Raw genomic sequence first — 26,717 nt, forward strand, 5'->3', positions numbered from 1 at the left:
CTGACGACATAAACATCAGCCCGTAATCTTTTTTGATTGCCATCACCTTAACTGGTGAGGGCGTTGTTGTTCGTCAATACACCTACTTTGAGCCGGTTCACACTTTTCAATGAAAATTGCCAAATATTTTCACGATGAGTTATGTAGACTGGCCGCCAATGACATAGAGGCACTTGTACTACATGGCTGAATTCGAAACCACTTTTGCAGATCTGGGCCTGAAGGCTCCTATCCTTGAAGCCCTTAACGATCTCGGTTACGAAAAACCATCTCCGATCCAGGCTGAGTGCATTCCGCACCTGCTGAACGGTCGTGACGTGCTGGGCATGGCCCAGACTGGTAGCGGGAAAACCGCAGCGTTTTCTCTTCCGCTGCTCCATAACATCGATCCGGACCTGCGTGCGCCGCAGATCCTCGTGCTTGCTCCGACCCGCGAACTGGCGGTTCAGGTAGCTGAAGCGATGACCGATTTCTCTAAACACATGCATGGCGTGAACGTGGTTGCTCTTTACGGCGGCCAGCGTTATGACGTGCAATTACGCGCCCTGCGTCAGGGCCCGCAGATCGTTGTCGGTACGCCGGGACGCCTGCTGGATCACCTGAAACGCGGCACCCTGGATCTCTCCAAACTGAGCGGTCTGGTGCTGGATGAAGCCGACGAAATGCTGCGCATGGGCTTTATCGAAGACGTAGAAACTATCATGGCGCAGATCCCGGAAGGTCATCAGACCGCTCTGTTCTCCGCCACCATGCCGGAAGCGATCCGTCGCATTACCCGCCGCTTTATGAAAGAGCCGCAGGAAGTGCGCATTCAGTCCAGCGTGACAACTCGCCCGGACATCAGCCAGAGCTACTGGTCTGTCTACGGCATGCGTAAAAATGAAGCGCTGGTTCGCTTCCTTGAAGCAGAAGATTTTGATGCCGCGATCATCTTCGTGCGCACCAAAAACGCGACCCTGGAAGTGGCTGAAGCGCTGGAGCGCAACGGTTATAACAGCGCCGCGCTGAACGGTGACATGAACCAGGCTCTGCGTGAGCAGACTCTGGAGCGTCTGAAAGATGGTCGTCTGGACATCCTGATTGCAACCGACGTTGCGGCCCGTGGCCTGGACGTTGAGCGCATCAGCCTGGTTGTTAACTACGACATCCCGATGGACTCCGAGTCTTACGTTCACCGTATCGGCCGTACCGGTCGTGCGGGTCGTGCTGGCCGCGCCCTGCTGTTCGTTGAGAACCGCGAACGTCGTCTGCTGCGCAACATCGAACGTACGATGAAGCTGACCATTCCGGAAGTAGAGCTGCCGAACGCAGAACTGCTGGGCACTCGCCGTCTGGAAAAATTCGCCGCGAAAGTACAGCAGCAGCTGGAAAGCAGCGATCTGGACCAGTACCGCGCGCTGCTGGCGAAAATCCAGCCCTCTTCTGAAGAAGAGATGGATATCGAAACGCTGGCTGCCGCACTGCTGAAAATGGCACAGGGCGAACGTCCGCTGATCCTGCCGCCGGATGCACCGATGCGTCCTAAGCGTGAGTTCCGCGAGCGTGATGAGCGTTTCGAACGCCGTGGCGATCGTAACGACCGCAATGATCGTGGTCCGCGTACCGAACGTGCCGGTGAAGACCGTCCGCGTCGTGAGCGTCGCGATGTTGGTGATATGGAACTGTACCGTATTGAAGTGGGCCGTGATGACGGTGTTGAAGTTCGTCATATCGTTGGCGCAATCGCCAACGAAGGCGACATCAGCAGCCGCTACATCGGCAACATCAAGCTGTTCGGTTCTCACTCAACCATCGAGCTGCCGAAAGGCATGCCGGGCGAGGTTCTGCAGCACTTTACCCGCACGCGTATTCTCAACAAACCGATGAATATGCAGCTGCTGGGCGATGCACAGCCGCGTGAGCGCAGCGAACGCCGTCCTGGCGGCGGTGAGCGTCGTAGCTTCGGCGGCGGCGAGCGTCGTGAAGGTGGTCGCGGTCCGCGTCGTGATGGTGCAGCACCGGCTGGTGCAGGCCGTTTCAGCGGTGAGCGTCGTGAAAATCGCGGCCCGCGCCGCGAAGAAGGCACGACCCGTCGTCGTGACGCGTAAACCTTACGCTTCAAACGTAAAGTAATAGATACAGCCCCGATCGAAACGATTGGGGCTTTTTTTATCCGCAATGTACTCCTGTACTGGTACAATGCATCGGCTTTACTTTCGGCATACGCCATTACAGGAGAACGTTTCAGATGTCGACACTGACAACCACCCAGGCTTCCCCTTCGCTATTCGGCGGAGTGGTGATTATCGGCGGCACAATTATTGGCGCAGGCATGTTTTCCCTGCCGGTAGTAATGTCCGGTGCGTGGTTCTTCTGGTCGCTTCTGGCACTGGTGTTTACCTGGTTCTGCATGCTGCACTCGGGCCTGATGATTCTGGAAGCCAACCTCAACTACCGCAGCGGCGCGAGCTTCGACACCATTACCAAAGATCTGCTGGGCAAAGGGTGGAACCTGATTAACGGCCTCTCTATCGCCTTTGTGCTCTATATCCTGACCTACGCCTACATCTCGGCGAGCGGCTCGATCCTGCACCACACCTTTGCGGAAATGTCGCTGGATGTGCCGCCGCGCCTGGCCGGGCTGGGGTTTGCGCTGCTGGTAGCGTTTATCGTCTGGCTCTCAACCCACGCAGTCAGCCGCATGACGGCGATTGTGCTGGGTGCCAAAGTGATCACCTTCTTCCTCACCTTCGGCAGCCTGCTCGGGCATGTGCAGCCGGCAACGCTGTTTAACGTGGCGCAGGGTGATGCCTCTTACACGCCCTACCTGCTGATGACGTTGCCGTTCTGTCTCGCCTCTTTCGGCTACCACGGCAACGTGCCGAGCCTGATGAAATATTACGGCAAGGATCCGCGCGTGATTACCCGCTGCCTGGTCTACGGCACGCTGCTGGCGCTTGGGCTGTATGTGATTTGGTTACTGGTGACGATGGGGAATATTGCCCGTCCGGCGTTTATCGATATCGCGGCTAAAGGCGGCAATATCGATGTGCTGGTGCAGGCGTTGAGCGGGGTGCTGAACAGCCGTAGCCTCGATCTGCTGCTGGTGATCTTCTCTAACTTTGCCGTTGCCAGCTCTTTCCTCGGCGTGACGCTGGGGCTGTTTGATTACCTGGCCGATCTCTTTAAGTTTGACGACGCGCCGCTGGGGCGTTTTAAGACCGCGCTGCTGACATTCCTGCCGCCGATTATTGGTGGTCTGCTGTGGCCGAACGGCTTTTTATACGCCATTGGTTATGCGGGTTTAGCCGCCACTATCTGGGCAGCGATTGTGCCAGCGCTGCTGGCGAATGCGTCACGTAAACGCTTCGGCAGCCCGGCGTTTCGCGTCTGGGGCGGTAAACCGATGATTGTTCTGATCCTGCTTTTCGGCGCAGGCAACGCGGTGGTGCACCTGTTATCGAGCTTTAACCTGCTGCCGGTCTATCACTGATCAAACCCGGCCTGCACAATTATGTAGGCCGGATAAGCGCCAGCGCCATCCGGCATAAACACCGCACGATCCCGTAGGCCGGATAAGCGTCAGCGCCATCCGGCATAAAGACCGCACGATCCCGTAGGCCGGATAAGCGCAGCACCATCCGGCATAAACACCGCACCATCCCCGTAGGCCGGATAAGCGTCAGCGCCATCCGGCACAAAAGCCGGGCAACGTTCTAACCGAACAACGCCTCTTTCACCTGCATCGCCAGCTCAAACGAGTGCAGCCGCGCCTGGTGATCGAAAATCTGCCCGTTAACCATAATCTCATCCGCCTCGGTTTCCCGCAGGATCGACTCAAGACCGTGGCGCACTTTCGCTTTATCACCCACCAGCGACATGCTCAGCGCCTGCTGCACGCCATACTTTTCAGACGGCGACCAGAAGTTATCCATATTCTCAATCGGCGGCGGCAGCTGGCTCGTCTCACCCCGGCGCAGCTTCACAAACGCCTGCTGCATCGAGGTAAAGAGATACTCCGCATCGCGGTTGCTGTCGGCGGCGACAATATTGATGCACACCATCGCATAGGGTTTTTCCAGCCGCGCCGAGGGCTTGAATTGGGTGCGATAAAGATGCAGCGCCTGGAACAGCATATCCGGCGCAAAGTGTGAGGCGAAGGCAAACGGCAGACCCAATTGGGCGGCGAGCTGCGCACTGTAAAGGCTGGAGCCTAACAGCCACACCGGGATCTTCTCGCCGTAGCCCGGCACCGGGCGCACGTGCGGGTTCGGATCGTTGGCGTCAAACCAGTCGACCAGCTCCTTCACATCGCGCGGGAAATTATCAACATCGCCGCTCATATGGCGGCGCAGCGCCATCATGGTGCGCTGATCGCTGCCCGGCGCACGACCAAGCCCGAGATCGATACGTCCCGGATAGAGCGTATTCAGCGTACCGAACTGCTCGGCAATCACCAGCGGAGCGTGGTTCGGCAGCATCACGCCGCCAGAGCCGAGACGCAGGGTTTGCGTATTCGCCGCCAGGTAACCGATCAATACCGACGTCGCCGCACTGGCGATCCCGGTCATATTGTGGTGCTCCGCCAGCCAGAAGCGATCGTAACCGCGCTTCTCTGCCAGCTTCGCCAGATCGAGGGAATGGGTAAACGCGTCACGCGCGCTTGAGTTTTGTGGAATCGGCGCTAAATCCAGCACCGAAAACGCAACGGTTTTCTCAGACATAAACACTCACTTTGCTACAGCATCGTCATCAGATTGAAGGTCTTCTTCCAGCCTGGCGCAAGGAGCCGCGTCAGGCCAGAAAAGCTGCAACTTTCATACTGCATGAACGGGCGACGATTGCTGTTAACAAAGTGAGCCTTTTACGCCTCGAGCATCAGTCCCGGCAGCCTGCGCCAGTAGCCATTGCAGTCGCTGTTCGACGCCAGCGGCAGCGGCGCGCTGCCGGTTTCATTCGCTTTAAACGCCTCCAGCATGGTAAAGGTTTCACTCCCCATCGGCGAGAGCCGTACCACATCGACCAGCCCCTGCATCGAGGTCAGCTCATTACCGAGGTTGTAGACATAACCGCTCATGGTCTGAATGCCGTTGAGCACGAAAACCTGCTGATCCTCCTGGGAACGCATGCTGCGCCCGGTCGGGTATTTAATGCAGCAGGTTTCGCACTCATCCTTTGGCCGATTCTCCGAGCGCGCGGTAAAGCAGCGGGCAGAGTAGGCGAGAGGCAGATGGCCGTAGCTCAACACTTCGACTTCGAACTGCTGGCGAATACCGAGCGTTTCACACTGCTCGAGCAGGTTTACCAGCCAGTCGCGGGAGAGCTCCACCGGCATGCACCAGCGCACCATCCCCTGTTTAAGCAGTAAACGCAGGGTAACGGCGTTATAGCAGTTGAGGGCATGCCCGGCGACAAACGGCAGCTTGCGCTCGGCGCACAGATTCACGACCCCGAGATCGCTCGCCTCCAGCAGAAACTCGCCGTTATCAACATAGCGCTTCAGTTCGTTGAGCTCCGATGAGGCCTGCACCAGCGCGAGCGTTGAAATCACCACCTGTTTGCCGCTGTCGGCCAGCGCTTTCGCCATCGCCAGCCAGTCACCCACTTTGGTGGCGCGGCGTTTGCTGCACACCGCTTCGCCGAGATAGACCACATCAGCGCGGCTGTTTGCCGCCTGCTGATAAAACTCCTCAAGCGTCTCTTTTGACCAGTAGTAAAGCACCGGCCCTAATGAATATTTCATGGTTTACCTACTGCCATTTACGGTGATACGCGCCGAGGGTGGTCTGGGTGCCTTCTGACATGGCACCGAGTGTCTCCATCCACGCCGGCTGCGGCACAAAATCCTGCGGGGAGGCGATGCAGCGATCGATCGCCTGTCGCCACACTTTAGCCACCTGGCTGACATACGCCGGGCTGCGCTGGCGTCCCTCAATCTTCACCGAAGCGATATTCGCTGCCAGCAGATCCGGCAGCAGCTCAAGCGTATTGAGGCTGGTCGGCTCCTCCAGCGCGTGGTAGCGCTCGCCATCCACCCGATAGCGCCCTTTGCACAGCGTCGGGTAACCGGCATTTTCCCCCTCCTGATAGCGATCGATCAGCACATCGTTGAGGCGTGATTCCAGCCCCTGCGGCGTCTGCTGCCAGCGCACAAAGCGCGCCGGAGAGCAGGCACCGACGGTATTCGGCGACTCGCCGGTCAGGTAAGAGGAGAGGTAACAGCGCCCCTCGGCCATGATGCAGAGGCTGCCGAAGGCAAACACTTCCAGCGGCACCGGCGTCACACGAGCAAGCTGTTTGACCTGATGAATGGAGAGTACGCGCGGCAGCACCACGCGGGCGACATCAAAGTGACGGTGATAGAAGCGGATTGCCTCTTCGTTGGTCGCCGAGGCCTGCACGGAGACGTGACGCTCGATGTGCGGATAACGCGCGGCGGCATACTCCAGCATGGCGAGATCGGCCAGGATCAGCGCATCGGCACCAATCTGCGCCGCCATATCCACCGCGCGCTCCCAGCGCTGATAGCCATCCGGGTGCGCAAAGGTGTTGATAGCAATATGCAGCTTGCGGCGGTGCTGGTGGACGAAACTGACCGCTTCCTGCAGCTTCTTCTCGGTAAAGTTGAGTCCGGCAAAATGGCGGGCGTTCGTGTCATCTTTCAGGCCGATATACACCGCATCGGCACCGTTTTCGATGGCCGCTTTCAGTGCCGGTAGGTTCCCGGCAGGGCAGAGCAACTCCATAGTCTTTCCTGCAATCAGGGGCGCAGTGGCCCGGGCGTACCCCGAAGGGTCACTGAATTGTTAATGAACTGGGATTCTAGTTAACCTGTCAGCGACAATTTTTGATTTGAGGCAGTTAAATGCGTATTGATGACGGCAATAATCGTTGCCCATTTATTCCGTAATTGTTGATGTGCGCCGCTATGCACACGGCTGATTGTGGCAAAATAGCCCGCATTATCACTTCAGGGAGTCATCGTCGTGTTGGAAAAATTGCGCTCACAGCTTGTTCATCTTGGCCCGTCACTGCTTGCTTTTCCGGTGAAGCTGACGCCGTTTGTGCTTAAACGTCAGGTACTTGAGCAGGTGCTGCGCTGGCAATTCCAACAGGCGCTGGCGGAGGGTGAGCTTGAGTTTCTCGAAGGGCGCTGGTTAAGTATTCAGGTACGTGATATTGGCCTGACGTGGTATACCTCTGTTGAGGATGGGCAGATGATCGTACGTGAGTCTGCCGACGCGGATGTCAGCTTTAGCGCCGATGCCAGCGATTTACTGATGATTGCCGCGCGAAAACAGGATCCGGATACGCTTTTCTTCCAGCGTCGCCTGCTTATTGAAGGGGACACGGAACTGGGGCTGTATGTTAAAAACCTGATGGACGCCATTGAGCTGGAGCAGATGCCAAAACCCCTGCGGGTGATGCTGTTGCAGCTGGCGGATTTTGTTGAGGCTGGCCTGAAAGCGCCGCCTGCAACGACACAACCTTCTGTAGGTGAGCCATGCTGATTAGAGTTGAAATTCCCATTGATGCACCCGGTATCGATGCCCTGCTGCGCCGCAGTTTTAGCGGCGAAGCTGAAGCCTCTCTGGTGCACGATCTGCGCGAAGACGGGCTGATCACGCTGGGATGCGTTGCCACGGACGATGAAGGGCAGGTGGTCGGCTATGTGGCATTTAGCCCGGTCGCTGTCGCAGGAGAGGAGTTACAGTGGGTCGCGCTCGCGCCGCTGGCGGTAGACGAGGCTTACCGTGGTCAGGGCATCGCCCGCCAGCTCGTCTATGAAGGGCTGGATTCCCTCAATGAATTTGGCTACGCCGCTGCGGTAACGCTGGGTGATGCGGATTTCTACCAGCGTTTAGGCTTTGAGCGCGCCTCGCAGTACGATTTACGCTGCGCCTGGTCGCAAAGCGACGCCGCATTCCTCGTCCATCGCCTGGCTGACGACGCCTTCAATGGCGTCAGTGGTCTGGTGGAGTACAGCGATCACTTCAATCGCTTTTAACCGCTGACGTCAGCAGTGTTTCCCGCAGCGCCTCGAAGATGCCCTCTCCGGCAACGAGGCGCTCTTTCTGGTGCTTGGTCAACTGCTTAATGCGGTACTCAAGGCGTAGCGCCAGCGAACGCTCACCAACCTGCGCCGAAAAGACCAGTTCCAGCGCGCCCTTACCGCGCAACGCTTTTGCTCCCTTTCCCGTTTGATGCTGCGTAAAACGCCGCGCGACATCGGTGGTAATACCGGTGTAGAGCAGGTTGTCGCGCGTACGGATGAGATAGAGAAACCAGGGCGTCATGGCAATCTTCGCTGTGTTAAGGTGGGCGAAAAATAGCATGAGAAGGAGAAAAAATGGAGTCCCTTGCGGCGATTAACCGCTGGCTGGCAAAGCAGCATGTCGTGACCTGGTGCGTGGCAAAAGAGGGTGAACTCTGGTGCGCCAATGCGTTTTATATTTACGATCCGCAGGCCGTCGCCTTCTATGTGCTGAGCGAGGATAAAACGCGCCATTCACAGATGACAGGTATACAGGCTAAGGTTGCCGGTACGGTTAACGGGCAGCCGAAAAGCGTCGCGTTGATTCGCGGCGTACAGTTTTCCGGTGAGATAAAACGGCTGGAAGAGGCGGAAAGCGCGGTGCTGCGCGAACGCTATAACCGACGCTTTCCGATAGCCCGCGCGCTGTCAGCCCCGATGTGGGAGATTCGCCTTAGCGAAATCAAATTCACCGACAACACGCTGGGGTTTGGCAAAAAGTTTCACTGGTTACGCGACTCAGGCACCGAGTAGACGCAGCGCTTCGCGGTTAAATGCCGGTAAGTCATCAGGCGTACGGCTGGTGACCAGCTGATCTTTATCGATTACCACTTCCTGGTCGAAGAACTCCGCACCCGCGTTTTTCACATCAATCACAATCGGTTTCACCGCCGTCAGCTTGCGGCCGCGAATAACATCAGCGCTGATCAGCAACTGCGGGCCGTGGCAGATGGCGAATACCGGTTTACCGGAGTCAACAAACTGGCGGGTAAAGGTGACAAAGCGATCGTCGCCGCGCAGGGAGTCAGGGGAGTGTCCGCCTGGTAACAGCAGGGCGTCAAATTCATCCGGGCTCACCTCATCAATGGCTTTATCGATCTTAACTTTTGCCTCGCCCTGTTTGCCGGTGACGGTTTTTCCGGCCTCTTTCTCAATCGTCACAACCTCATGTCCGGCCTTGCGATACGCTTCTGCCGGAGAGGTGAATTCTGAATCTTCAAACTCGTCGGTGATCAAGACCGCTATTTTCTTGCTCATACTTCCTCCGTTGTTTTGGCTTCAGAAAGGGAGTTATCCATACTGTAACTCACCAGTAACCGTAAGCCTGGTTCACGAGGCTGACATTGCAAGGCAGATTCGTCTGTAAAGGAGAAGGGATGGAGCGAGTATTAATCACCGGCGCGACCGGTTTAGTGGGCGGGCAGCTGCTGCGGTTGCTGATGGCGCAATCGGGCGTCAACGCCATCTATGCGCCCACGCGTCGCCCACTGCAAAGTGCCGAAGGCGTCATAAACCCGCACGACCCGCAGCTCAGCGATGCGCTGGCGCAGGTCACCGAACCGGTTGATACGGTCTTCTGCTGCCTCGGCACCACGCGGCGCGAAGCGGGCAGTAAAGAGGCGTTTGTGCTGGCCGATTACACGCTGGTGGTGGACACGGCGTTAACTGGTCAGCGGCTGGGTGCCAGGCAACTGCTGGTGGTGAGCTCGATGGGCGCTAATGCGCATTCGCCCTTTTTCTATAACCGGGTGAAAGGGGAGATGGAAGCGGCGCTTATTGCTCAACAGTGGCCATCGTTGACGCTGGCGCGTCCGTCGATGCTGCTCGGCGAACGTGAGAAGAAGCGCGCTAACGAATCGCTGCTGGCACCGCTTTTTCGTCTGCTGCCGGGTAACTGGAAGTCGATCTCCGCGCAGGATGTCGCCCGCGCGCTGCTGGCTGCGGCGCATTCTGGTGACAATCGCGGCGTTGAGATTATCGAATCGGCCCAGCTGCGGGCGATGGCAGCGCAGAGCCCGTTTGCAAAATAGCAATTCAGGCGTACTATGCCGGGGCTAAAAACTACACTATCCCCGGGGCATGTTATGGCTGGTCAGTCTTCACCTCAGGCGGCGACACCGATCCAATGGTGGAAACCCGCGCTGTTCTTTCTTGTTGTTATTGTTGGTCTCTGGTTCGTGAAATGGCAGCCTTATTACGGCAAAGCCTTCACCGCCGCCGAGACGCACAGCATTGGTAAATCGATTCTCTCCCAGGCTGATGCCAGCCCGTTTAAGGCGGCGCTGGATTACGCCATGGTCTATTTCCTCGCCGTCTGGAAAGCCGCCGTGCTTGGCGTACTGCTCGGTTCGCTGATTCAGGTGCTGATCCCGCGCGACTGGCTGCTGCGCACGCTTGGTCAGCAGCGCTTTCGCGGCACGCTGCTCGGCACGCTCTTCTCTTTGCCGGGCATGATGTGCTCCTGCTGTGCGGCACCCGTCGCGGCCGGTATGCGTCGCCAGCGTGTTTCAATGGGCGGTGCGCTCGCCTTCTGGATGGGTAACCCGCTGCTTAACCCGGCCACGCTGGTGTTTATGGGCTTTGTCCTCGGCTGGCACTTCGCCGCCATTCGCCTGGTGGCAGGGCTGGTGACGGTGCTTGGCGTTGCCATGATCGTGCAGACCGTGGTTAAAGAGAGCCCGCAGCAGGCGGAAGCCGTGGATATCACGCTGCCGGAGCCGCAGGGCAGCTTTATGTCACGCTGGGGCCGGGCGCTGTGGCAGCTCTTCTGGAGCACTATCCCGGTCTATATTCTCGCCGTGCTGGTACTTGGCGCAGCGCGCGTCTGGCTCTTCCCCCATGCCGATGGCGCGGTGGATAACACGGTACTATGGGTGGTGGCGATGGCGATTGCCGGCTGTCTGTTTGTCATTCCAACGGCGGCCGAGATCCCGATTGTGCAGACCATGATGCTGGCGGGAATGGGCATGGCGCCTGCGCTGGCGCTGCTGATTACGCTGCCGGCGGTAAGCCTGCCGTCGCTGGTGATGCTGCGCAAATCCTTCCCGGCAAAAGCCCTGTGGTTGACCGCCGCGCTGGTGGCGGTGTGCGGAATGTTGACCGGCTTTATCGCGCTGGTGTAACGCGTGAAGTGAAAGAAAAAAGCCCGGTTGATACCGGGCTTTTTCATTATTTAAGCAGGGTAAAGGCGGTGGTGACGTGCTTGACGCCGCTGACCCGGCTGGCGATATCCGCCGCGGCCTGGCCTTCACGCGCGGTCACCAGACCCATCAGGAACACTTCGCCGTTCTCGGTGGTGACTTTCACGTTAGAGGATTTCACCTGATCGCTGCCGAGCAGCTGCGAGCGCACTTTGGTGGTTATCCAGGTATCGGACGAAGCCGTTCCCAGACCAATCGGCTGGCCCGGACGGATCTCGTTAAAGACTTCCGTTGCGCCTTCCACGCCGATGGCAATCTGTTTCGCCCGTGAAGAGAGTTCGGTGTTCGGCGCCTGGCCGGTCAACAGCACTTTCCCCTGATAGGCGGTGACGTTAACACGCGCCTCTTTCTTCAGCTGCTGATCTTTCGACAGTGCGCTGTTGACGCGCAGCTCCAGGGTGCCGTCATCCACCTGGGTGCCAACGGTGCGGGGATCCGTCGCGGCTTTGGTGCCAACGGCGGCAGACCCGACCACCACTGCGCCAACGCAACCCTGTAGCAGCAGTGCGGAAATAAGGACTGCGAGGGGCGTAAATGCCTTCATGTGTACTCCTTAATCATCCTGGTGAGGAAAAAGCGTGTTATCAATCAAATCGCACAAGCAATTCACCGTCAGCATGTGCATCTCCTGGATGCGCGCGCTGCGGTGAGAAGGAATACGAATTTCCACATCCTGCGGGCCCAGCAGGCCAGCCAGCTCGCCGCCGTCATAACCGGTCAGCGCGATGATCGACATATCACGCGTCACGGCCGCTTCCACGGCTTTTACGATATCGCGGCTGTTACCCCGGGTGGAGATCGCCAGCAAAATGTCGCCGTTATGGCCCAGGGCGCGCACCTGCTTGGCATAAATCTCGTCATGCAGACGGTCATTCGCTATCGCGGTTAAGACCACATTATCGGTATTAAGTGCAATGGCAGGTAAACTGGGGCGCTCTGTTTCAAAACGGTTGATCATGCTGGCAGCAAAATGCTGTGCGTTGGCGGCGGAGGTGCCGTTGCCACAACAGAGGATTTTGTTGCCGTTGAGCAGGGAGTGCACCATTGTCATGGCTGCGCGGGAAATCGCATCGGGCAGCGCTTCCGCAGCTGCAATTTGAGTTTGAATGCTTTCCGTAAAGCAGACTTTAATTCGTTCGAGCACGGTAATCCCTATGATTGAGCAATTATGCGTGGCCGCCAAAGGCGTTCTGTAGCCACTCAACGTCATTTCCGGTGAAGGCTACCACATCAAACCGGCAATCCACAGTATCAAAACTCCCATTGTGCCGGGCAAGCCACAAATGGGCGGTATGCAGCAGTTTGCGCTGCTTGGCGAGGGTTACGCTGCTTGCCGCGCCGCCAAAACGCGCCGAGGCGCGGTAGCGCACCTCGACGAAGACGGTGGTGCTACCGTGGCGCATAATCAGGTCGATTTCGCCGCCGCGCTCGCGCACGTTGGCGGCGATAAAACGCAATCCCTTGCTCTGCAGAAAACGGCGCGCCTCCATCTCCCAGGCGTCGCCGCTCTGTTTGCGGGTTAGTTTGCCGGGACGATCTGCCCCTGCTGGTATTTGAGCCATGACAACTTCCTGTTGATCACGCAATCCTGGGTGGCGGTGAGATCGCCGGTGTTGCCGTTCAGCTCAAAGCCCGGCACCTGACGCATTTGCGAGAAGTTATTCGCCAGCGACCAGGCATCCGCGCCCATCGCATAGAGACGCGCCAGCGAGTAGTCGTTATTCACACTGCGCAATGCTTGCTGCATCAGGGAAGGATTCGCGCCTGCGAGCATCGGGATCTCATTGTATTGCAGCCCTTCCATCTCAAGGCGGAAGTCCGGCCCTGCGCCGCCCTGCGCGCTGCGCGAGCTGGCATAGAGCATCACACCGCTCTGGCTGCCGGTGCGCAGGGTGATCATCGGTTTGATCAGCGCAATTTCATCCTGCGTCGCCAGAATGTAGACCGCATCAACTTTGCCGCCGCCGCTAATCTGCGCATCGCTCGGCGGTGCCGGAATATTGAGGCCGCCAATGGTCACGCCCTGCTGCTGCGGCAGGCTGGCGGAGACCGGACTGCCGGTCATTGAGATGCCGGAGCGGCCATTCAGCCCCATACGCAGCTCGGCGGTGGAACCAAATTTCTGCGCCAGCACAACGCCGCCGCCGATTTTCTGCCACTCGTCAGCAAACGCGGTGCTGACGCGATCGCCCAGCGCACTGCGCGGGATCAGCAGCAGCGGTGCCTGACGCCCCTGATCGTGAATATGGCGCGCCGCGTCTCGGGCTTCATCTTCCGGCGACAGGGCGAAGTAGCAGATGTTCGGGCGGTTCTCAACCTGCTCCGGCTGGTTAAGCGCCAGCACATTGAGCGTGGTATGGCTGCGCATCAGCTCTTCAACGTGGTTTTTCAACAGCGGGCCAACGACGATGCTTGCGCCATCCTGCTGCACCTGGTTGAGGATCTGATCCATCGGCTGCGCGCTGGTGTCGTAGATTTTCAGCTCCGCGCCGGCGTTAGATTGTGCGGTAACGGCAACGGGCTGAGAGGTTGTGGTTTGTGGTGGCGTCGCCGCAGGTGTTTGCTGCGCGCTTTCAGCAGGCTGCTGGTTATTGGCGGCTGGCTGCTGTGCATTTTCCGCAGGCTGCGTTTCATCGGCAGGGGCGCTTTGCGCCGCGCTATCCGGTGCCTGTACCGGCTGGGCATTCGGTGCAGCAACGTTCGGCTGTGCCTCGCCACTGGTCAGGTCGGCAACATTCGCCTGCGAAGGGCTGACCACGTCAGAGGTGGCGGCCTGCGCCACCTGCTGCGGAACCGCCGGGCCGGAGACCGGGGAAGCGCCGTTTTTCGCCGCTTCAAAACCCTGCTGAATAGCGCGACCAAACACCGCCGCCTGGCCGTTTAACGGCAGCAGCAGGGCGATTTTACTGGTCGATGCCGGTTTGAAATTTTGCAGATTGGAGAGCTGAGTCGGCAGCATTTTCGCCGCCGGGTTCTGCGGGTAGCGGGTCTGCCAGTCGCTGATGCCAGCTTTGAGCATTTTGGCATCGTTGCGGTTGTCGAACCACATACGCTGCAGATCGAGCCAGCCCTGTAGGGTCACTTCATCGGCGTTGATCACCAGCGTTCTCGCCTGATCCTGGGTCATGGAGGAGAGCGCCTGCCATGTAGCATCAATATTTTTCTGCTGCTCTTCCGGCGTCGTCAGCAGCGGCTGGCGGGCGATAAGGGCGCGCAGCAGCGTCAGGGAGGGTTTACCCTGCGCGGCGGCAATGGCGATCTGCCAGTAACGCGCCTGCTGGTTCTTCTCAAGCTCAGCGGGATCGATCTTATCAAGCAGCGCCTGCGCACCGGCTACATCACGCTGCGCCAGCTTCATTTCGGCGGCGAGCAGCGCGTACTCTTTACGCTGCGTATCGTTCAGATCCTGCGGCAGCTGACCAAACAGCTCGTTGGCGTGCTGGGTTTTGCCCTCTTTGAGCAGTGCACGAATGGCGAGTAATTGCCAGTTGGTCTTGCTATCATCTGTGCTTTGCTGCATCTGATGCAGGTAGTAGGCAGAATCAGCCTGCGCTGAGCCCTCCATATGCGAGGTGCTCTGGTCTGTTGACTGTGTGCCGCAGCCCGCGAACAGCAGGGCGGCCAGCACCACAGGCAGGCAGCGCGTGGCTTTCGAACGAAGAAATTTTGACGGTAGCATACTGTATCCAGTGATATTTTTTACGCAGTGCTCAATATTAAATCGGCAATACGGATGAAACAATGAAACAACACGAATCGGCGGAGAATTCTCAAGGTCAGCTTTACATTGTACCTACTCCCATCGGGAATTTGGCTGATATTACCCAACGCGCGTTAACCGTGTTGCAAGACGTTGATTTAATTGCCGCTGAGGATACCCGCCACACCGGTTTACTGCTGCAACATTTCGCCATCAACGCGCGGATGTTTGCCCTTCACGACCATAACGAGCAGCAAAAAGCGCAAATGCTGGTGGCGAAGCTGAAAGAGGGGCAGAACATTGCCCTCGTCTCGGATGCGGGTACGCCGCTGATTAACGATCCCGGCTATCACCTGGTGCGTACCTGCCGCGAAGCCGGCATTCGCGTTGTGCCGCTGCCCGGCCCCTGCGCGGCGATTGCCGCCCTCAGTGCGGCAGGGTTGCCCTCCGATCGCTTCTGTTACGAAGGCTTTCTCCCGGCGAAATCAAAAGGTCGCCGCGACGCGCTTAAAGCGATTGAGGCCGAGCCGCGCACGCTGATCTTCTACGAATCGACCCATCGCCTGCTGGAGAGCCTCGAAGATATGGTCGCAGTTTGGGGCCCCTCCCGTTATGTGGTGCTGGCGCGTGAGCTGACCAAAACCTGGGAGAGCATTCAGGGCGCGCCGGTTGGCGAGCTGCTGGCGTGGGTGAAAGAGGATGAGAACCGCCGTAAAGGCGAGATGGTGCTGATTGTCGAAGGCCATAAAGCGCAGGAGGACGCGTTGCCCGCCGATGCGCTGCGCACGCTGGCACTGTTGCAAGCCGAACTGCCGCTGAAAAAAGCCGCCGCGCTGGCCGCAGAAATCCACGGCGTAAAGAAAAACGCCCTCTATAAATACGCGCTGGATAACCAGGGGTAACACCGATGAGCCGCTATGTGCCTCCCTTTACCATCACCGCCGCGATCCTCAACCAGGTCGTTGAGATCGCGGAGTTGATAGAGGGGCTTAATTCGTCATTTACCTTGTCGGATAACCTGTCGGAAGAGATGTCGTAACAAATATCCTCCTTTAACGAGGCGGAGCGCTACCTGCAATCGATACAGCAAAAGGGAAAGCTGCTGCGTGTCGGTGCGAATAAAGGGGCCACTGGCAGGTAAAATGGCAGCGGCCCGCTAACCAAGGCAGCAGGGCATTAAACCACCCGAAGATCCTTACCCAGTTTTCTCAGTGCCGCTTTCTCTTTCTCACCAATCCCTTCGTCGGTGATCACGCAGTCGATCTTCTCCATCGGCAGCACCTGATTAAAGCCGCGGCGGTTAAATTTGCTGGCATCCACCACTGCCACAACCTTATGCGCCGCCGCTGCCATGACGCTGCTGATGGAGTAGCCTTCATTAAAGGTGGTGATGCCATGGGTCGGATCGATGCCATCTGCACCGACAAACATGATATCGGCGCTGATACCCTGTAGCGATCGCTCTGCAATCGTGCCGTGCATCGAATGGGTTTTATGCCGCAAGGTGCCGCCACACACTACCAGTGTGATGTCCTTGTTTTCCGACAGGGCAAACGCGGCGGGGAGGTTATTGGTAATAACGGTGATATTGCTTTTTTTCGCCAGCGCTTCGGCAATCAGCATGGTGGTGCTGCCGCTGTCGAGGATAATCGTCATCCCCTCATCGATCATCGCCGCTGCTGCCTGAGCGATACGCTTCTTCGGATCGCTCGCCAGTTTGTAGCGATCTTCCAGCACCACTTCCTGATTTTCGCTGTCGAGCATATAGCTGCCCGGTTTCGCTGCGCCGCCGTGAAAGCGCGTTACCAGGCCTTTCTCTTCCAGCAGACGGAGATCGGCGCGGATAGTCACTTCTGAAATCCCAAAGCTATTCGAGAGGTCAATGACCAGCACACTTCCCTGCGCATTAACCAGATCGACGATCTTGTTCCTTCGTTCAAATGAGTTCATGTTGATTTGCCTGCGAATTAACTCCCCGTAGTGTAATCGAAGGTTTGTGAAACGTGAACGTTAACTTTCGAAAGGAAATGTGAGCCAGCGCAGGTTGCTGGCTCTGTCGCTTAATCAAGGCGCAGCAATATTTTTCCCTGCATCGGTTTGCCATTCAGCGCCTGTACCGCGCGCGCGTAGCTTTCGGGGCCACCGCGATGGGCGATCAGCGGCTCAAGGGCGAGACGTTTTTCCGCAAGCAAACGCGCCGCGGTATGCCACTCCTCCCCAGGCCAGGGGCCGGAGTAGTTCATCCAGCTGCCGATAAGCGTCAGCTCTTTACGCAAAATCAGCCCAAATACCGTAGCAGTAAGCGTGAGTTCGTCATGCAGCGTCCCTACCAGCGCCACCTGCGCACGCGGCCCGGCAATCTCGATAGCCAGCGAGACCGTTTGTGGTGTGCCAGCCGTTTCCAGCACAAGCTGATCGAAGCTCTCTGCTTCCAGCCCGGTGAGGATGTCAGCCGCGCTCTGCTCGCGGCTGTTAAAGGTGCGGGTGGCACCAAGTGCAGTGGCCAGCGCTAATTTGTCAGGGTTGATATCAATGGCGGTGACGCTTTTCGCCCCTAAGGCTCGTGCGCACTGCATTGCCAACAGCCCGATAGTGCCAGCCCCGACGATCACCACGTTTTTATCTTTACAGCCGCCAGCGAGTTGAAACGCGTGCAGGCCAACGGTTATCGGTTCAATAAACGCCCCATCTTCAATGGGCAGATCCGCAGGTAAGCGAACCAGGTTGGGCCGCTTAACCACAATGTATTCGGCATTGCCGCCGTCACAGCGCGAGCCGATAAACTGGTAGCGTTTGCACAGCGAGTAGTACTCCCGGTGGCAGGCAGGACAGTCAAAGCAGGGCAGCAACGGCACGCAGGCTACGGCGTCGCCAGTGTGCAGATCGGTGACCGCCGGGCCGCAGGCTTCGACATAACCGCTGAACTCATGTCCAAGGGTAATGGGGTAGAAATGCGCGCCGTTAGCGAAGATGCGCGGAATATCCGAGCCGCACAGGCCGGAGCTGACTACTCTCACCTTCACCTCATCCGCATGCTGTAACTGGGGTTCAGGGCGATCTTCAACGCAGACGTTGCCCTCAGCATGAATAACCACTGATTTCATAACACTCTCCAGGATGTAACAGGGGAGCGAACGCTCCCCAACAATCACGATGCGGGCTGGCTTTCCGGCGTGGCTGCCGCTTTCTCTGCCGCTTTAAAGTGGCGCGCTCTGCGCCAGGTAAGCAGGACACCGGTCAGGTAAATCGCGGCGATAACCACGAAACCGACCAGATTTTGCCAGGTAAAGAGTTGAATGAGCAGCCAGGTGACCGGGGAACCGCCCTGGTCCATCGAGGCCACCATCCCGCCCGCTTTTAGCGCGCCCGCGTTGGCGGCCAGCTGCGTATGCAGGCCGATGGTTTGCGTAGCGATCCACAGGGTCATGCTCATAATAATCACCCCGGAGATCAGCGTGCGGAACAGGTTGCCCTGATGCACCGCCACCGCCATCGCCACAAAGAAACCAATGGTTGCCAGGTCACCGAATGGCAGCACCTGGTTACCCGGCACCAGCACCGCAATCAGAATGCTCAGGGGGATAAAGATCAGGCTGGCGGAGACCACCGAGGTATGGCCCAGCAGCAGCGCCGGATCGAGGCCGATCAAAAACTCCTGGGTGCCGAACTTTGCCTGCAGACGTTTACGCGCCTGCTTCGCGATTGGCGTCAGGCCATCCATAATCGGTTTGATTACCCGCGGCATTAGCAGCATAACGGCCGCAGTTTTGACTGCCAGTTGCAGTACACCTTTCAGGTCATAACCGGCCAGCAGCCCAATCACAATCCCCATCACAAAACCGACGGTGACCGGTTCACCAAATGGCCCAAAGCGTTTCTGAATATCGTCGGCGCTGAAATGAATACGCCTGAGCCCCGGGATTTTCTCAATGAGGGTGTCCACCAGTACGGCAACCGGCCCCAGCCAGGCAGAGGTGCCATGAGGAATGGCGATGCCTTCGAGGCCAAAGAAGTCACGCGTATCTTTGGCAAACCAGTCGCCCAGTTTATAGACAAACGCCGCGTGCGCCGCCACGCCGAGGATGCCAATCCAGTAAGAGCCGGTAGCGAGATGCAGCATTGCGCCGGTAAAGGTCATGTGCCAGATATTCCAGATATCCACGTTGACCACGCGCGTCATGCGCGTTACCAGCATGATGATATTCACGGCGATAGCGACAGGGATGGCAACCAGCGCAATTTGCGATGCCCATGTCATCGGTGACGATCCCGGCCAGCCAACATCAATGACCTGGAGGTTGATCTGGAAATGCTCCGCCATGGCTTTCGCCGCCGGACCGATGGAGTCGAGCATCAGACCGATCACCAGGCCAATGCCGACAAAGCCGATGCCAATATGCAGACCCGATTTAAAGCAGTCGCCGAGTTTCATCCCCAGCAGCTTCGAGAAAATAATGATCACCACCGGCAGCATAACGGTAGGACCTAAGTCGAGGATATAACGCATTATTTCGCTAAAAATAGCGTTACCCCACGAGAATGGTCAGGATTTTTTGCTGTAGCGCCTCGATGCCTACTCCCGAAACGAAGGGCATACCGTGCACAACAGGAATATCGCCGAAGGCGCGATCCACTTTTGCGGTAGTGCAGATGAGATCCGCGCCGTCCATATAGGTTTCGATCTCATTTACCCGACACTGCACAAGATCGAGTTCGATGTGGTGCGTATCGCACAGCTCTTTGATCTCTTCTGCCGCCATCGTGGAGGTGGCGACCGCACCGCCGCAGGCGACAATCACTTTACGTTTCATAGGGTACTCCTTTTTATTATCAGTATGTTATTAAGCCTGTCCGCACGTTTCAGGCTCCAGGATCGTCTCCCGAAAACATCTCGCCAGATCGTCATCCGCAGCGTTCAGCAGCGCGTCCAGCGTGTTCGGGTTTTGTAGCTCACTAAACAGTTTTCTCAGTAGCGTCAGCTGCGCCGCCGGGTTTTCCACAATCAGGGCAATAATCAGCGATGCGGCAATGTCGCCATCATCATCAGCCTGTTGAAAATAAACCGGTGTGCGCGGACGAATCAGATAGAGCGCCGGGGAGAGGGCGTGGCTCGCCTCGCAGTGGGGAATGGCGATCCCATGACGCTCCAGCGCGATGCCGGTTGGGTAGTTTTCCTCGCGCGCCAGCAGCGCGGCGGGGTAGCTTGCATGGACGACGCCTTTTGCCAGCATCTCCTCGCCAATGTGTGCCAGCAGTTGCTGGCGCGAGGCAAAATCCACTCCGGTTCGGACAAACAGTTGGCTCATACACACTCCGCTTAACAGGCAGTTTCAGGGGCGCATCCGTAGCGATAGGCACGCAATACGTCCTGTATTTTGTCAATAATCAGGCTGCGTGGCGTTGTGACTATCTCGTTTAGCGACGCACGTTCCAGTTGTAGAGGCATAAACTGGCTAATCAGCCCCAGCGGCAGCCTGACGGTGTCGAGATTCGCGAGCAATTTTTCCACCGCCTGGCGGATGCGCGGGTGGGGCCAGTAGTAGCGGATGCGATCAGAGAGGCTGAAGTGGATATCGACCATCGCCTGGCTCCAGGTGGGGTGGTAATACTTCTTCCAGTAGTCCGGCTCGTTGAGCATCACTTCGTCAATCACCTCCAGCACCCGGCTACGACTCTCCGGAGCAATCAGCTCGTTCTCCATCTGCGCGAGGGCGAAAATCGCTTCGCGCAGGGCAAAGGTCAGCGCCGGGCCAACTTTCAGGATGGCGAAATGATCGCGTACCAGCGCGCGATAGGCGTGGCGGGACTGATAATCCGTCGAGTGGGCTTCATAGACCATCGGCGTCTGACGGATCCAGCCGGAAAGCGCTTCGGCAGCCTGAGGCTGGTAATGAATAACCTGCGTATGATCGAACTCCACGCCGGGCTGAACCACAATGGCGATAACCCGCTTCATCGCCGCTTCAAGCCCCAGCGCCTCGAAGGCGACACGGTGAGTTTCCAGCGTGCGCGCGGCATCCTCCACATGGGTAACGTGCACCGTGCTGATGCTGCTGGCCTCGCCGCCCGGCACCGGTACTTCCGTGCCGATGACATAGGTCAGCGCCTGTTTCTGCACCTCGCTTGCCGTCTGCTCCGCAGCCAGACACAGGCGCGCGGCGCGCTCTGCCACCACCTGCGGATCCAGCGGAACGGGATCGTCCGCGCAGGACATGGAGGCATCGAGGTGGATCTTGCTAAACCCGGCGGCAACGTAAGCTTCGATCAGCGCGATCGCTTTCTCCATCGCCGCGTCGGCATGTTCGTTCTGCCAGCAGTTGGGCCCGAGATGATCGCCGCCGAGGATCAGCCGCTCCAGCGGGAAGCCGACCTCGCGGGCAATGGCATAGACAAAGTCGCGGAAATCGGCCGGCTGCATGCCGGTATAGCCGCCAAACTGGTTAACCTGGTTGGATGTCGCTTCGATCAGCACGCTGTTGTCGGTATGCAAATCGAAGCGCAGCGCGGCTTCAATCACCAACGGATGGGCCGAGCAGACGGAACAGATGCCAAGGTGCTCTCCCGCTTTATGGCGGGCAATAATCTCTTTCACGTGATTCTCCGGTTAAATGGGTGGGCTTACAGCTTCCCTTCACAGCCGCAATCGTGGATGACTTTGCGTACCACCTCTTTCATGGCGGCTTTGGCCGGAACCATGTAGTGGCGCGGATCGCTGGCATTCGGGTGCGAGAGCAGGTACGCCTTAAGCGCGTCGGAAAAGGCGATTTTGAGTTCGGTGGCGACGTTGACCTTGCAGACGCCGAGGCCGATAGCGCGGCGAATATCGGCCGCAGGCAGGCCGGAAGCGCCGTGTAACACCAGCGGAACCTCGACGGCCTGGCGAATCTCTGCCAGCCTGTCGAAATCGAGCTTTGGCTCCTCACTGTAGAGGCCGTGTGCGGTACCGATCGCCACCGCAAGCGAGTCGATACCCGTCTTTTCGATAAAATCCTGCGCCTGCTGCGGATTGGTAAAACGCGTGTCTTTGGCGTCGACGATCAGATCGTCCTCCTGGCCGCCAAGACGCCCCAACTCCGCCTCAACGCTAACGTCATAGCGATGGCAGAAGTCGGTAACGGTTTTTACCACTGCCATATTTTCCGCGTAGGGGAGGTGCGAGCCGTCGATCATCACCGAGCGCACCCCGGCGTGTACTTTGCGCTCAATATCGGCAAGCGCTTCATGGTGATCGAGGTGGATCGCCAGCGGTTGGTTGTAGGTTTTTGCCAGATCGGCGGCAATGGCAACAATATTGCCGATCCCGGCGTAGCTAAAGGTCCCTGGTGTACCCGCTACAATCAGCGGTGAGCGCAACTCGGCGGCGGTCTCAACGACAACCTGAAGCGTTTCAAGGTTGTGGATATTAAAGGCAGGCACCGCGTAGCTCTCGCGCTGCGCCTTAGTGAGCATGGTTTTTGTTGAAATGATAAACATCCTGCCTCCGAACCCTTTCGTTTATTTTCTTCGAAAGAAGATATAGTCTTTCGTAATGCTTTTTTGTGATTTGAATCGTAAAAGCGAAACTTTCGAAAGGGAGGGAAAGAGAATGAAAGGAAGAGGGGCAAAAAAAAGCATGGCCGGAGCCATGCTAAGGGTGAGGTTTATACATCTTCTTACGGGGATCAGGTCACCGGTGCCGGGTTAAACACTGCCAGCTGGTTGTGCAGTCCCCATTGATCGGAAAAGGTTTTTTTGCGCCCGCTGGCGACATCGAGAATAAAGTGGAACAGCTTCCAGCCCACCTCTTCAATGCTCTCTTCGCCGGTGGCAATAGTGCCCGCATTAATATCCATTAAGTCATACCAGCGGTTTGCCAGCTCGGTACGGGTCGCCATTTTGATCACCGGTACCGCTATCAGCCCATAGGGCGTGCCGCGACCGGTGGTAAAGACCTGCACGGTAATGCCGGAGGCAACCTGCTGGGTGCCGCACACGAAATCGCTGGCCGGTGTGGCGGCGTAGATCAGGCCGCGTTTAGTCGGGCGCTGGCCGGGGGAGAGCACCTCGGAGATCGCGCTCTTGCCTGATTTGGCAATCGAGCCCAGTGCTTTTTCCACCACGTTAGCCAGCCCGCCTTTTTTGTTGCCGGGCGACGGGTTAGCGCTGCGGTCGGTTTTGCCAAGATCGAGATAGTTATCGTACCAGGCCATCTCTTCCAGCAGGCGTTTGCCCACCTCTTCGTTAATCGCGCGCGGGGTGAGCAGGTGGATAGCGTCGCGCACTTCCGTTACTTCCGAGAACATCACCGTGCCGCCGCAGCGGATCAGCAGGTCGGAAGCAAAGCCCACCGCCGGGTTAGCGGTCACGCCGGAGAAGGCGTCGCTGCCGCCGCACTGCATGCCAACCACCAGTTCCGAAGCCGGGCAGGTTTCGCGTTTACGCTGGTTGAGTTTGATCAGATGCCACTCGGCGACCTGCAGAATGTCATCCACCATTGAGCGGAAGCCCACATGATGCTCATCCTGCAAACGCACAATGCTGGCACCGTCAGCCGGGATTGCCTGCACATCATCCGTTCCCTGTAGCAGCCGTTCCGGCTGTAATTTTTCACAGCCGAGGCCAATCACCATCACTTCGCCGCCGAAGTTCGGGTTAAGGGAGATGTTGTGGATAGTGCGAATTGGGATCACCGCCGCCGGGGCGTTAATCGCCACGCCGCAGCCGTAAAGGTGATTAAGGCCGACCACGCCGTCGACATTGGGGTATTTTGGCAGCAGATCGCGTTCGATCAGCTTCACCACATAATCGACCACCCCGGCCACGCAGTGCACGCTGGTGGTTAAGCCGAGCAGGTTTTTCGTGCCGACGCTGCCATCCGCGTTACGGTAGCCTTCGAAGGTGTACCCCTCCAGTGGCGGCAAGGGTTCGGGCACTTTAGTCGCCAGCGGCAGGGTGTTGAGCGGAGGGGCCGTAGGCAGCTCAACGAGGGATTCATCGATCCAGCTGCCGCGCGGGATCGGGCGCACGGCGTAGCCGATCACTTCGCCATAGCGCACGATCTCGCCGTGATGAGGAATATCGACCAGCGCAACTTTGTGCCCCTGCGGAATATGCTCAATCAACTCCAGACCATCCGGGAAGCGGGTACCGGCTTTTAAGCCGTTGTCGTTAACGATAATCGCGACATTATCGGTGTCGTGAACCTTAATATAAAACGCGCCAGGCACTTGCTCTCTTATTTCAATGTCGGACATTATTAAATTATCTCCCGCTCACTGTACGCTGCATTACTCACAATAGAGAAACCATTTCTTTACTCTGTAATTAATATCAGCAAGAAAAGTCTTGTTCACTGGAAATAAGAATGTCAGGAGTTCAATCATTAAAATGTGACGCATATCACTTATTAACGCTGGGCCGCACGCTGCGCGGCGGCATAATGCAAGAAGTGTGCATCAGCGCCCAGCTTTATGGGCATATGCTCAAAATAATCTTTTTAAATAGTTAAAAAATTGAGCAAGGTTACAATGTGTGCTCTCCCGACGCTGCTTATACTGAGGGCTAATTAAATCTCTGTATCTGTTATCTGAATTAACTCTACGTCGTTAAATACCATCAGATAAACCACCCAAATAAATATATTTAAAAGTTAGCGGTGTCCGAGGAAATTAAAATGGCTATTGAACAAACCGTCGAAGCAAAACGGGCGATTCCTACCCGTTATTTAATTTTGTTGATTATATTTATTGTTACCGCAGTTAACTATGCTGACCGTGCCACACTCTCTATTGCCGGAACCGATGTTGCCAAAGAGCTACAACTCGATTCCGTCTCGATGGGTTATATCTTCTCCGCCTTTGGCTGGGCCTACCTGCTGATGCAGATCCCCGGCGGCTGGCTGCTCGACCGCTTCGGCTCCAAACGCGTCTACACCTACAGCCTCTTTTTCTGGTCGCTCTTCACTTTCCTGCAAGGTTTTGTTGATGTCTTCCCGCTCGCCTGGGCCGGGGTGTCGATGTTTATCATGCGCTTTATGCTCGGTTTTTCTGAAGCGCCCTCCTTCCCGGCAAATGCGCGCATCGTTGCGGCATGGTTTCCGGCGAAGGAGCGCGGCACCGCCTCGGCACTCTTCAACTCGGCGCAATACTTCTCGCTGGCGCTCTTCTCGCCGCTGCTCGGCTGGCTGACCTACGCCTGGGGCTGGGAGCACGTCTTTACCGTCATGGGCGCGATCGGTTTTGTATTGACCTTTGCATGGGTGAAGTTTGTGCATAACCCAACCGACCATCCGCGTATGACCCGCGAAGAGCTGGAGTACATTGCGGCGAACGGCGCGGTGGTTGATATGGATCACAAAAAAGCGGGCGACGACAAGAAAGCCGGGCCGAAGCTCGATTACATCAAGCAGTTGCTGAGCAACCGTATGATGCTGGGCATCTTCTTTGGTCAGTACTTCCTCAACACCATCACCTGGTTCTTCCTCACCTGGTTTCCCATCTACCTGGTGCAGGAGAAGGGGATGTCGATCCTCAAAGTGGGCTTTGTGGCCTCCATTCCGGCGCTGTGCGGCTTTGTCGGCGGCGTGCTGGGCGGGCTCTTCTCCGATTACCTGATTAAACGTGGCTCATCCCTGACCGTGGCGCGTAAAGTGCCTATCGTGATGGGGATGCTGCTGGCCTCCAGCATTATCCTCTGTAACTACACCGACAACACCGCGCTGGTGGTCGCGCTGATGGCGCTGGCCTTCTTCGGCAAAGGTTTTGGTGCGCTCGGCTGGCCGGTGATTTCCGACGTGGCGCCGAAAGAGATTGTCGGCCTGTGCGGCGGCGTATTTAACGTCTTTGGTAATGTGGCCTCTATCGCGACGCCGCTGGTTATCGGCTACATGGTAAAAGAGTTGCACTCCTTCAACGGTGCGCTGGTATTCGTCGGCTGTTCAGCCCTGATGATGATGGTCTGTTACCTGTTTGTCGTCGGCGACATCAAACGTATGGAACTGAAGAAATAAGCACCAACACATTTAAGGTACAAAAGATGACTAACGATATCTTCCCTAACAAATTCAAGGCCGCGCTGGCCGCGCAGCAGGTTCAGATTGGCTGCTGGTCTGCGCTGGGTAGCCATATCAGCACGGAAGTGCTGGGGCTGGCGGGTTTCGACTGGCTGCTGCTTGATGGCGAACACGCGCCCAATGACGTGCTCACTTTTGTACCGCAGCTGATGGCGCTCAAAGGCAGCGTCAGCGCGCCGGTTGTGCGCGTGCCGACCAACGATGCGGTGATCATTAAGCGCCTGCTCGATATCGGTTTCTATAACTTCCTGATTCCCTTCGTCGAGAGTGAAGAGGATGCGCTGCTGGCCGTGGCGGCGACCCGCTATCCGCCGGAAGGCATTCGCGGCGTCTCCGTATCGCACCGCGCCAATATGTTTGGCACCGTGCCGGACTACTTCCGCCAGTCCAACGCCAATATCTCCATTCTGGTGCAGATAGAGAGCCAGGCGGGCGTCGATAACCTTGACGCGATCCTCTCGACCGACGGCGTGGACGGCGTGTTTGTCGGGCCAAGTGACCTGGCGGCGACGCTCGGTTACCTCGGCAATGCCGCGCATCCGGAAGTGCAGCGCACCATTCAACATATTTTCGCCCGCGCGAAGGCGCACAACAAACCGAGCGGCATCCTGGCGCCGGTTGAGGCTGACGCGCGTCGCTACCTTGAGTGGGGCGCGACCGTGGTTGCCGTCGGCAGCGATCTGGGCGTATTCCGTGCGGCGACGCAGCGACTCGCCGACGCCTTTAAAAAATAACCTCATCACCTGAAAGAGA

At 57.5% G+C, this 26,717-nt stretch carries 29 protein-coding genes; 12 read left to right on the plus strand and 17 right to left on the minus strand.

The annotated features are described in order from the left end of the window. Window positions 1–109 precede the first annotated feature (109 nt). The 3 genes from yrbN (at window position 110) to mtr (ending at window position 3,472) form a co-directional block, all read left to right on the plus strand. A complete protein-coding gene (gene yrbN, locus IAE48_RS24335) occupies window positions 110–190 on the plus strand; it encodes a protein YrbN (RefSeq protein WP_124971232.1) in 81 nt (26 codons plus the stop codon). Then, window positions 183–2,087 carry a DEAD/DEAH family ATP-dependent RNA helicase gene (locus IAE48_RS14850; RefSeq protein ID WP_094422235.1) on the plus strand — a complete coding sequence of 635 codons (1,905 nt, stop codon included), beginning with the start codon at window positions 183–185 and terminating at the stop codon, window positions 2,085–2,087. Before yrbN ends, IAE48_RS14850 begins: the two co-directional genes overlap by 8 nt. A 140-nt stretch (window positions 2,088–2,227) precedes the next feature. Beyond that, window positions 2,228–3,472: a tryptophan permease gene (gene mtr / locus IAE48_RS14855; protein WP_094422233.1), complete on the plus strand. Its 1,245-nt coding sequence runs from the start codon at window positions 2,228–2,230 to the stop codon at window positions 3,470–3,472. Between the two features lie 223 nt (window positions 3,473–3,695). Here mtr and IAE48_RS14860 read toward each other — a convergent pair whose 3' ends face one another. The 3 genes from IAE48_RS14860 to IAE48_RS14870 all read right to left on the minus strand — a co-directional run bounded on the left by IAE48_RS14860 (window position 3,696) and on the right by IAE48_RS14870 (window position 6,725). Then, window positions 3,696–4,703: a luciferase-like monooxygenase gene (locus tag IAE48_RS14860; protein ID WP_200134831.1), complete on the minus strand. Its 1,008-nt coding sequence runs from the start codon at window positions 4,701–4,703 to the stop codon at window positions 3,696–3,698. Window positions 4,704–4,843: 140 nt separating this feature from the next. After that, window positions 4,844–5,722, minus strand: coding sequence for a U32 family peptidase (locus tag IAE48_RS14865; protein ID WP_200134832.1), 879 nt, complete (start codon window positions 5,720–5,722; stop codon window positions 4,844–4,846). A gap of 7 nt (window positions 5,723–5,729) precedes the next feature. Then, window positions 5,730–6,725 (minus strand): peptidase U32 family protein, encoded by a 996-nt coding sequence (locus IAE48_RS14870; RefSeq protein WP_094422227.1) that lies wholly within the window; start codon window positions 6,723–6,725, stop codon window positions 5,730–5,732. Window positions 6,726–6,965: 240 nt separating this feature from the next. Between IAE48_RS14870 and IAE48_RS14875 the strand changes: the two genes are divergently transcribed. Together IAE48_RS14875 and IAE48_RS14880 are read left to right on the plus strand one after the other, a co-directional pair. Further along, window positions 6,966–7,490 carry an SCP2 domain-containing protein gene (locus IAE48_RS14875; RefSeq protein ID WP_023480822.1) on the plus strand — a complete coding sequence of 175 codons (525 nt, stop codon included), beginning with the start codon at window positions 6,966–6,968 and terminating at the stop codon, window positions 7,488–7,490. Further along, window positions 7,484–7,987: a GNAT family N-acetyltransferase gene (locus IAE48_RS14880; RefSeq protein WP_200134833.1), complete on the plus strand. Its 504-nt coding sequence runs from the start codon at window positions 7,484–7,486 to the stop codon at window positions 7,985–7,987. Before IAE48_RS14875 ends, IAE48_RS14880 begins: the two co-directional genes overlap by 7 nt. On the opposite strand, the gene IAE48_RS14885 is transcribed toward IAE48_RS14880, so the two are convergent. Next, entirely contained in the window at window positions 7,974–8,315 is a 342-nt protein-coding gene (locus IAE48_RS14885) for a GIY-YIG nuclease family protein (protein ID WP_076769244.1), read from the minus strand. The two genes, IAE48_RS14880 and IAE48_RS14885, sit on opposite strands and share 14 nt — an antisense overlap. A gap of 14 nt (window positions 8,316–8,329) precedes the next feature. Between IAE48_RS14885 and IAE48_RS14890 the strand changes: the two genes are divergently transcribed. Then, on the plus strand, window positions 8,330–8,767 hold the full coding sequence (locus IAE48_RS14890) for a YhbP family protein (protein WP_200134834.1): 438 nt from the start codon (window positions 8,330–8,332) through the stop codon (window positions 8,765–8,767). Here IAE48_RS14890 and IAE48_RS14895 read toward each other — a convergent pair. Beyond that, on the minus strand, window positions 8,753–9,271 hold the full coding sequence (locus IAE48_RS14895) for a type 1 glutamine amidotransferase domain-containing protein (protein WP_200134835.1): 519 nt from the start codon (window positions 9,269–9,271) through the stop codon (window positions 8,753–8,755). The two genes, IAE48_RS14890 and IAE48_RS14895, sit on opposite strands and share 15 nt — an antisense overlap. A gap of 119 nt (window positions 9,272–9,390) precedes the next feature. Here IAE48_RS14895 and IAE48_RS14900 point away from each other — a divergent pair, with 119 nt between their 5' ends. Next, on the plus strand, window positions 9,391–10,044 hold the full coding sequence (locus IAE48_RS14900) for an NAD(P)H-binding protein (protein ID WP_200134836.1): 654 nt from the start codon (window positions 9,391–9,393) through the stop codon (window positions 10,042–10,044). A gap of 54 nt (window positions 10,045–10,098) precedes the next feature. Further along, complete coding sequence (locus IAE48_RS14905) at window positions 10,099–11,136, plus strand: permease (RefSeq protein ID WP_200134837.1); 1,038 nt, start codon at window positions 10,099–10,101, stop codon at window positions 11,134–11,136. A 46-nt stretch (window positions 11,137–11,182) separates the two neighbouring features. Here IAE48_RS14905 and dolP read toward each other — a convergent pair whose 3' ends face one another. Genes dolP through IAE48_RS14925 form a run of 4 tightly spaced genes read right to left on the minus strand, consistent with a single transcriptional unit; the run spans window position 11,183 to window position 14,893 of the window. Next, window positions 11,183–11,758: a division/outer membrane stress-associated lipid-binding lipoprotein gene (gene dolP / locus IAE48_RS14910; protein ID WP_023480922.1), complete on the minus strand. Its 576-nt coding sequence runs from the start codon at window positions 11,756–11,758 to the stop codon at window positions 11,183–11,185. Window positions 11,759–11,767: 9 nt separating this feature from the next. Next, entirely contained in the window at window positions 11,768–12,358 is a 591-nt protein-coding gene (gene diaA / locus IAE48_RS14915; protein WP_023481027.1) for a DnaA initiator-associating protein DiaA, read from the minus strand. 22 nt (window positions 12,359–12,380) lie between these two features. Then, window positions 12,381–12,776: a YraN family protein gene (locus IAE48_RS14920; RefSeq protein WP_023480805.1), complete on the minus strand. Its 396-nt coding sequence runs from the start codon at window positions 12,774–12,776 to the stop codon at window positions 12,381–12,383. Next, window positions 12,734–14,893, minus strand: coding sequence for a penicillin-binding protein activator (locus tag IAE48_RS14925; protein WP_200134838.1), 2,160 nt, complete (start codon window positions 14,891–14,893; stop codon window positions 12,734–12,736). Before IAE48_RS14925 ends, IAE48_RS14920 begins: the two co-directional genes overlap by 43 nt. Window positions 14,894–14,955: 62 nt before the next feature. Between IAE48_RS14925 and rsmI the strand changes: the two genes are divergently transcribed. Continuing rightward, entirely contained in the window at window positions 14,956–15,816 is an 861-nt protein-coding gene (gene rsmI, locus IAE48_RS14930; protein WP_023480862.1) for a 16S rRNA (cytidine(1402)-2'-O)-methyltransferase, read from the plus strand. 5 nt (window positions 15,817–15,821) lie between these two features. Beyond that, window positions 15,822–15,953 carry a hypothetical protein gene (locus IAE48_RS24250; protein ID WP_255563227.1) on the plus strand — a complete coding sequence of 44 codons (132 nt, stop codon included), beginning with the start codon at window positions 15,822–15,824 and terminating at the stop codon, window positions 15,951–15,953. A gap of 137 nt (window positions 15,954–16,090) precedes the next feature. Here the strand turns inward: IAE48_RS24250 and IAE48_RS14935 are convergent, their stop codons facing one another. The 8 genes from IAE48_RS14935 to garD all read right to left on the minus strand — a co-directional run bounded on the left by IAE48_RS14935 (window position 16,091) and on the right by garD (window position 24,147). Then, window positions 16,091–16,864, minus strand: a complete 774-nt coding sequence (locus IAE48_RS14935; protein ID WP_128482050.1) for a DeoR/GlpR family DNA-binding transcription regulator — start codon at window positions 16,862–16,864, stop codon at window positions 16,091–16,093. Window positions 16,865–16,974: 110 nt separating this feature from the next. Next, complete coding sequence (gene gatD / locus IAE48_RS14940) at window positions 16,975–18,018, minus strand: galactitol-1-phosphate 5-dehydrogenase (protein WP_200134839.1); 1,044 nt, start codon at window positions 18,016–18,018, stop codon at window positions 16,975–16,977. A gap of 44 nt (window positions 18,019–18,062) precedes the next feature. Continuing rightward, window positions 18,063–19,436: a galactitol-specific PTS transporter subunit IIC gene (locus IAE48_RS14945; RefSeq protein ID WP_094422205.1), complete on the minus strand. Its 1,374-nt coding sequence runs from the start codon at window positions 19,434–19,436 to the stop codon at window positions 18,063–18,065. 4 nt (window positions 19,437–19,440) lie between these two features. Beyond that, complete coding sequence (gene gatB / locus IAE48_RS14950; protein WP_023481001.1) at window positions 19,441–19,725, minus strand: PTS galactitol transporter subunit IIB; 285 nt, start codon at window positions 19,723–19,725, stop codon at window positions 19,441–19,443. Between the two features lie 30 nt (window positions 19,726–19,755). Next, entirely contained in the window at window positions 19,756–20,220 is a 465-nt protein-coding gene (gatA, locus tag IAE48_RS14955; RefSeq protein ID WP_200134840.1) for a PTS galactitol transporter subunit IIA, read from the minus strand. 11 nt (window positions 20,221–20,231) lie between these two features. Next, window positions 20,232–21,506: a tagatose-bisphosphate aldolase subunit GatZ gene (gene gatZ, locus IAE48_RS14960; RefSeq protein ID WP_200134841.1), complete on the minus strand. Its 1,275-nt coding sequence runs from the start codon at window positions 21,504–21,506 to the stop codon at window positions 20,232–20,234. A 26-nt stretch (window positions 21,507–21,532) separates the two neighbouring features. Beyond that, a complete protein-coding gene (locus IAE48_RS14965) occupies window positions 21,533–22,387 on the minus strand; it encodes a tagatose bisphosphate family class II aldolase (protein WP_200134842.1) in 855 nt (284 codons plus the stop codon). 188 nt (window positions 22,388–22,575) lie between these two features. Then, window positions 22,576–24,147, minus strand: a complete 1,572-nt coding sequence (gene garD, locus IAE48_RS14970) for a galactarate dehydratase (RefSeq protein WP_200134843.1) — start codon at window positions 24,145–24,147, stop codon at window positions 22,576–22,578. A gap of 419 nt (window positions 24,148–24,566) precedes the next feature. On the opposite strand from garD, the gene IAE48_RS14975 reads away from it, so the two are divergent. Beyond that, window positions 24,567–25,901: an MFS transporter gene (locus IAE48_RS14975; protein ID WP_200134844.1), complete on the plus strand. Its 1,335-nt coding sequence runs from the start codon at window positions 24,567–24,569 to the stop codon at window positions 25,899–25,901. Window positions 25,902–25,927: 26 nt separating this feature from the next. Continuing rightward, a complete protein-coding gene (gene garL / locus IAE48_RS14980) occupies window positions 25,928–26,698 on the plus strand; it encodes a 2-dehydro-3-deoxyglucarate aldolase (RefSeq protein WP_023480795.1) in 771 nt (256 codons plus the stop codon). The last annotated feature ends 19 nt before the right edge of the window (window positions 26,699–26,717 follow it).

Origin of the sequence: Kosakonia sp. S57, assembly GCF_016516575.1 — a bacterium.
In the GTDB taxonomy this organism is placed as follows: domain Bacteria; phylum Pseudomonadota; class Gammaproteobacteria; order Enterobacterales; family Enterobacteriaceae; genus Kosakonia; species Kosakonia cowanii.

What these genes read in the sequence shown, in the direction of transcription:
- yrbN (WP_124971232.1), top strand. Translation starts at nt 110, where the DNA reads ATGAAAATTGCCAAATATTTTCACGATGAGTTATGTAGACTGGCCGCC.
- IAE48_RS14850 (WP_094422235.1), top strand. Translation starts at nt 183, where the DNA reads ATGGCTGAATTCGAAACCACTTTTGCAGATCTGGGCCTGAAGGCTCCT.
- mtr (WP_094422233.1), top strand. Translation starts at nt 2,228, where the DNA reads ATGTCGACACTGACAACCACCCAGGCTTCCCCTTCGCTATTCGGCGGA.
- IAE48_RS14860 (WP_200134831.1), bottom strand. Translation starts at nt 4,703, where the DNA reads ATGTCTGAGAAAACCGTTGCGTTTTCGGTGCTGGATTTAGCGCCGATT.
- IAE48_RS14865 (WP_200134832.1), bottom strand. Translation starts at nt 5,722, where the DNA reads ATGAAATATTCATTAGGGCCGGTGCTTTACTACTGGTCAAAAGAGACG.
- IAE48_RS14870 (WP_094422227.1), bottom strand. Translation starts at nt 6,725, where the DNA reads ATGGAGTTGCTCTGCCCTGCCGGGAACCTACCGGCACTGAAAGCGGCC.
- IAE48_RS14880 (WP_200134833.1), top strand. Translation starts at nt 7,484, where the DNA reads ATGCTGATTAGAGTTGAAATTCCCATTGATGCACCCGGTATCGATGCC.
- IAE48_RS14885 (WP_076769244.1), bottom strand. Translation starts at nt 8,315, where the DNA reads ATGCTATTTTTCGCCCACCTTAACACAGCGAAGATTGCCATGACGCCC.
- IAE48_RS14890 (WP_200134834.1), top strand. Translation starts at nt 8,330, where the DNA reads ATGGAGTCCCTTGCGGCGATTAACCGCTGGCTGGCAAAGCAGCATGTC.
- IAE48_RS14895 (WP_200134835.1), bottom strand. Translation starts at nt 9,271, where the DNA reads ATGAGCAAGAAAATAGCGGTCTTGATCACCGACGAGTTTGAAGATTCA.
- IAE48_RS14900 (WP_200134836.1), top strand. Translation starts at nt 9,391, where the DNA reads ATGGAGCGAGTATTAATCACCGGCGCGACCGGTTTAGTGGGCGGGCAG.
- IAE48_RS14905 (WP_200134837.1), top strand. Translation starts at nt 10,099, where the DNA reads ATGGCTGGTCAGTCTTCACCTCAGGCGGCGACACCGATCCAATGGTGG.
- dolP (WP_023480922.1), bottom strand. Translation starts at nt 11,758, where the DNA reads ATGAAGGCATTTACGCCCCTCGCAGTCCTTATTTCCGCACTGCTGCTA.
- IAE48_RS14920 (WP_023480805.1), bottom strand. Translation starts at nt 12,776, where the DNA reads ATGGCTCAAATACCAGCAGGGGCAGATCGTCCCGGCAAACTAACCCGC.
- IAE48_RS14925 (WP_200134838.1), bottom strand. Translation starts at nt 14,893, where the DNA reads ATGCTACCGTCAAAATTTCTTCGTTCGAAAGCCACGCGCTGCCTGCCT.
- rsmI (WP_023480862.1), top strand. Translation starts at nt 14,956, where the DNA reads ATGAAACAACACGAATCGGCGGAGAATTCTCAAGGTCAGCTTTACATT.
- IAE48_RS24250 (WP_255563227.1), top strand. Translation starts at nt 15,822, where the DNA reads ATGAGCCGCTATGTGCCTCCCTTTACCATCACCGCCGCGATCCTCAAC.
- IAE48_RS14935 (WP_128482050.1), bottom strand. Translation starts at nt 16,864, where the DNA reads ATGAACTCATTTGAACGAAGGAACAAGATCGTCGATCTGGTTAATGCG.
- gatD (WP_200134839.1), bottom strand. Translation starts at nt 18,018, where the DNA reads ATGAAATCAGTGGTTATTCATGCTGAGGGCAACGTCTGCGTTGAAGAT.
- gatB (WP_023481001.1), bottom strand. Translation starts at nt 19,725, where the DNA reads ATGAAACGTAAAGTGATTGTCGCCTGCGGCGGTGCGGTCGCCACCTCC.
- gatA (WP_200134840.1), bottom strand. Translation starts at nt 20,220, where the DNA reads ATGAGCCAACTGTTTGTCCGAACCGGAGTGGATTTTGCCTCGCGCCAG.
- IAE48_RS14965 (WP_200134842.1), bottom strand. Translation starts at nt 22,387, where the DNA reads ATGTTTATCATTTCAACAAAAACCATGCTCACTAAGGCGCAGCGCGAG.
- garD (WP_200134843.1), bottom strand. Translation starts at nt 24,147, where the DNA reads ATGTCCGACATTGAAATAAGAGAGCAAGTGCCTGGCGCGTTTTATATT.
- IAE48_RS14975 (WP_200134844.1), top strand. Translation starts at nt 24,567, where the DNA reads ATGGCTATTGAACAAACCGTCGAAGCAAAACGGGCGATTCCTACCCGT.
- garL (WP_023480795.1), top strand. Translation starts at nt 25,928, where the DNA reads ATGACTAACGATATCTTCCCTAACAAATTCAAGGCCGCGCTGGCCGCG.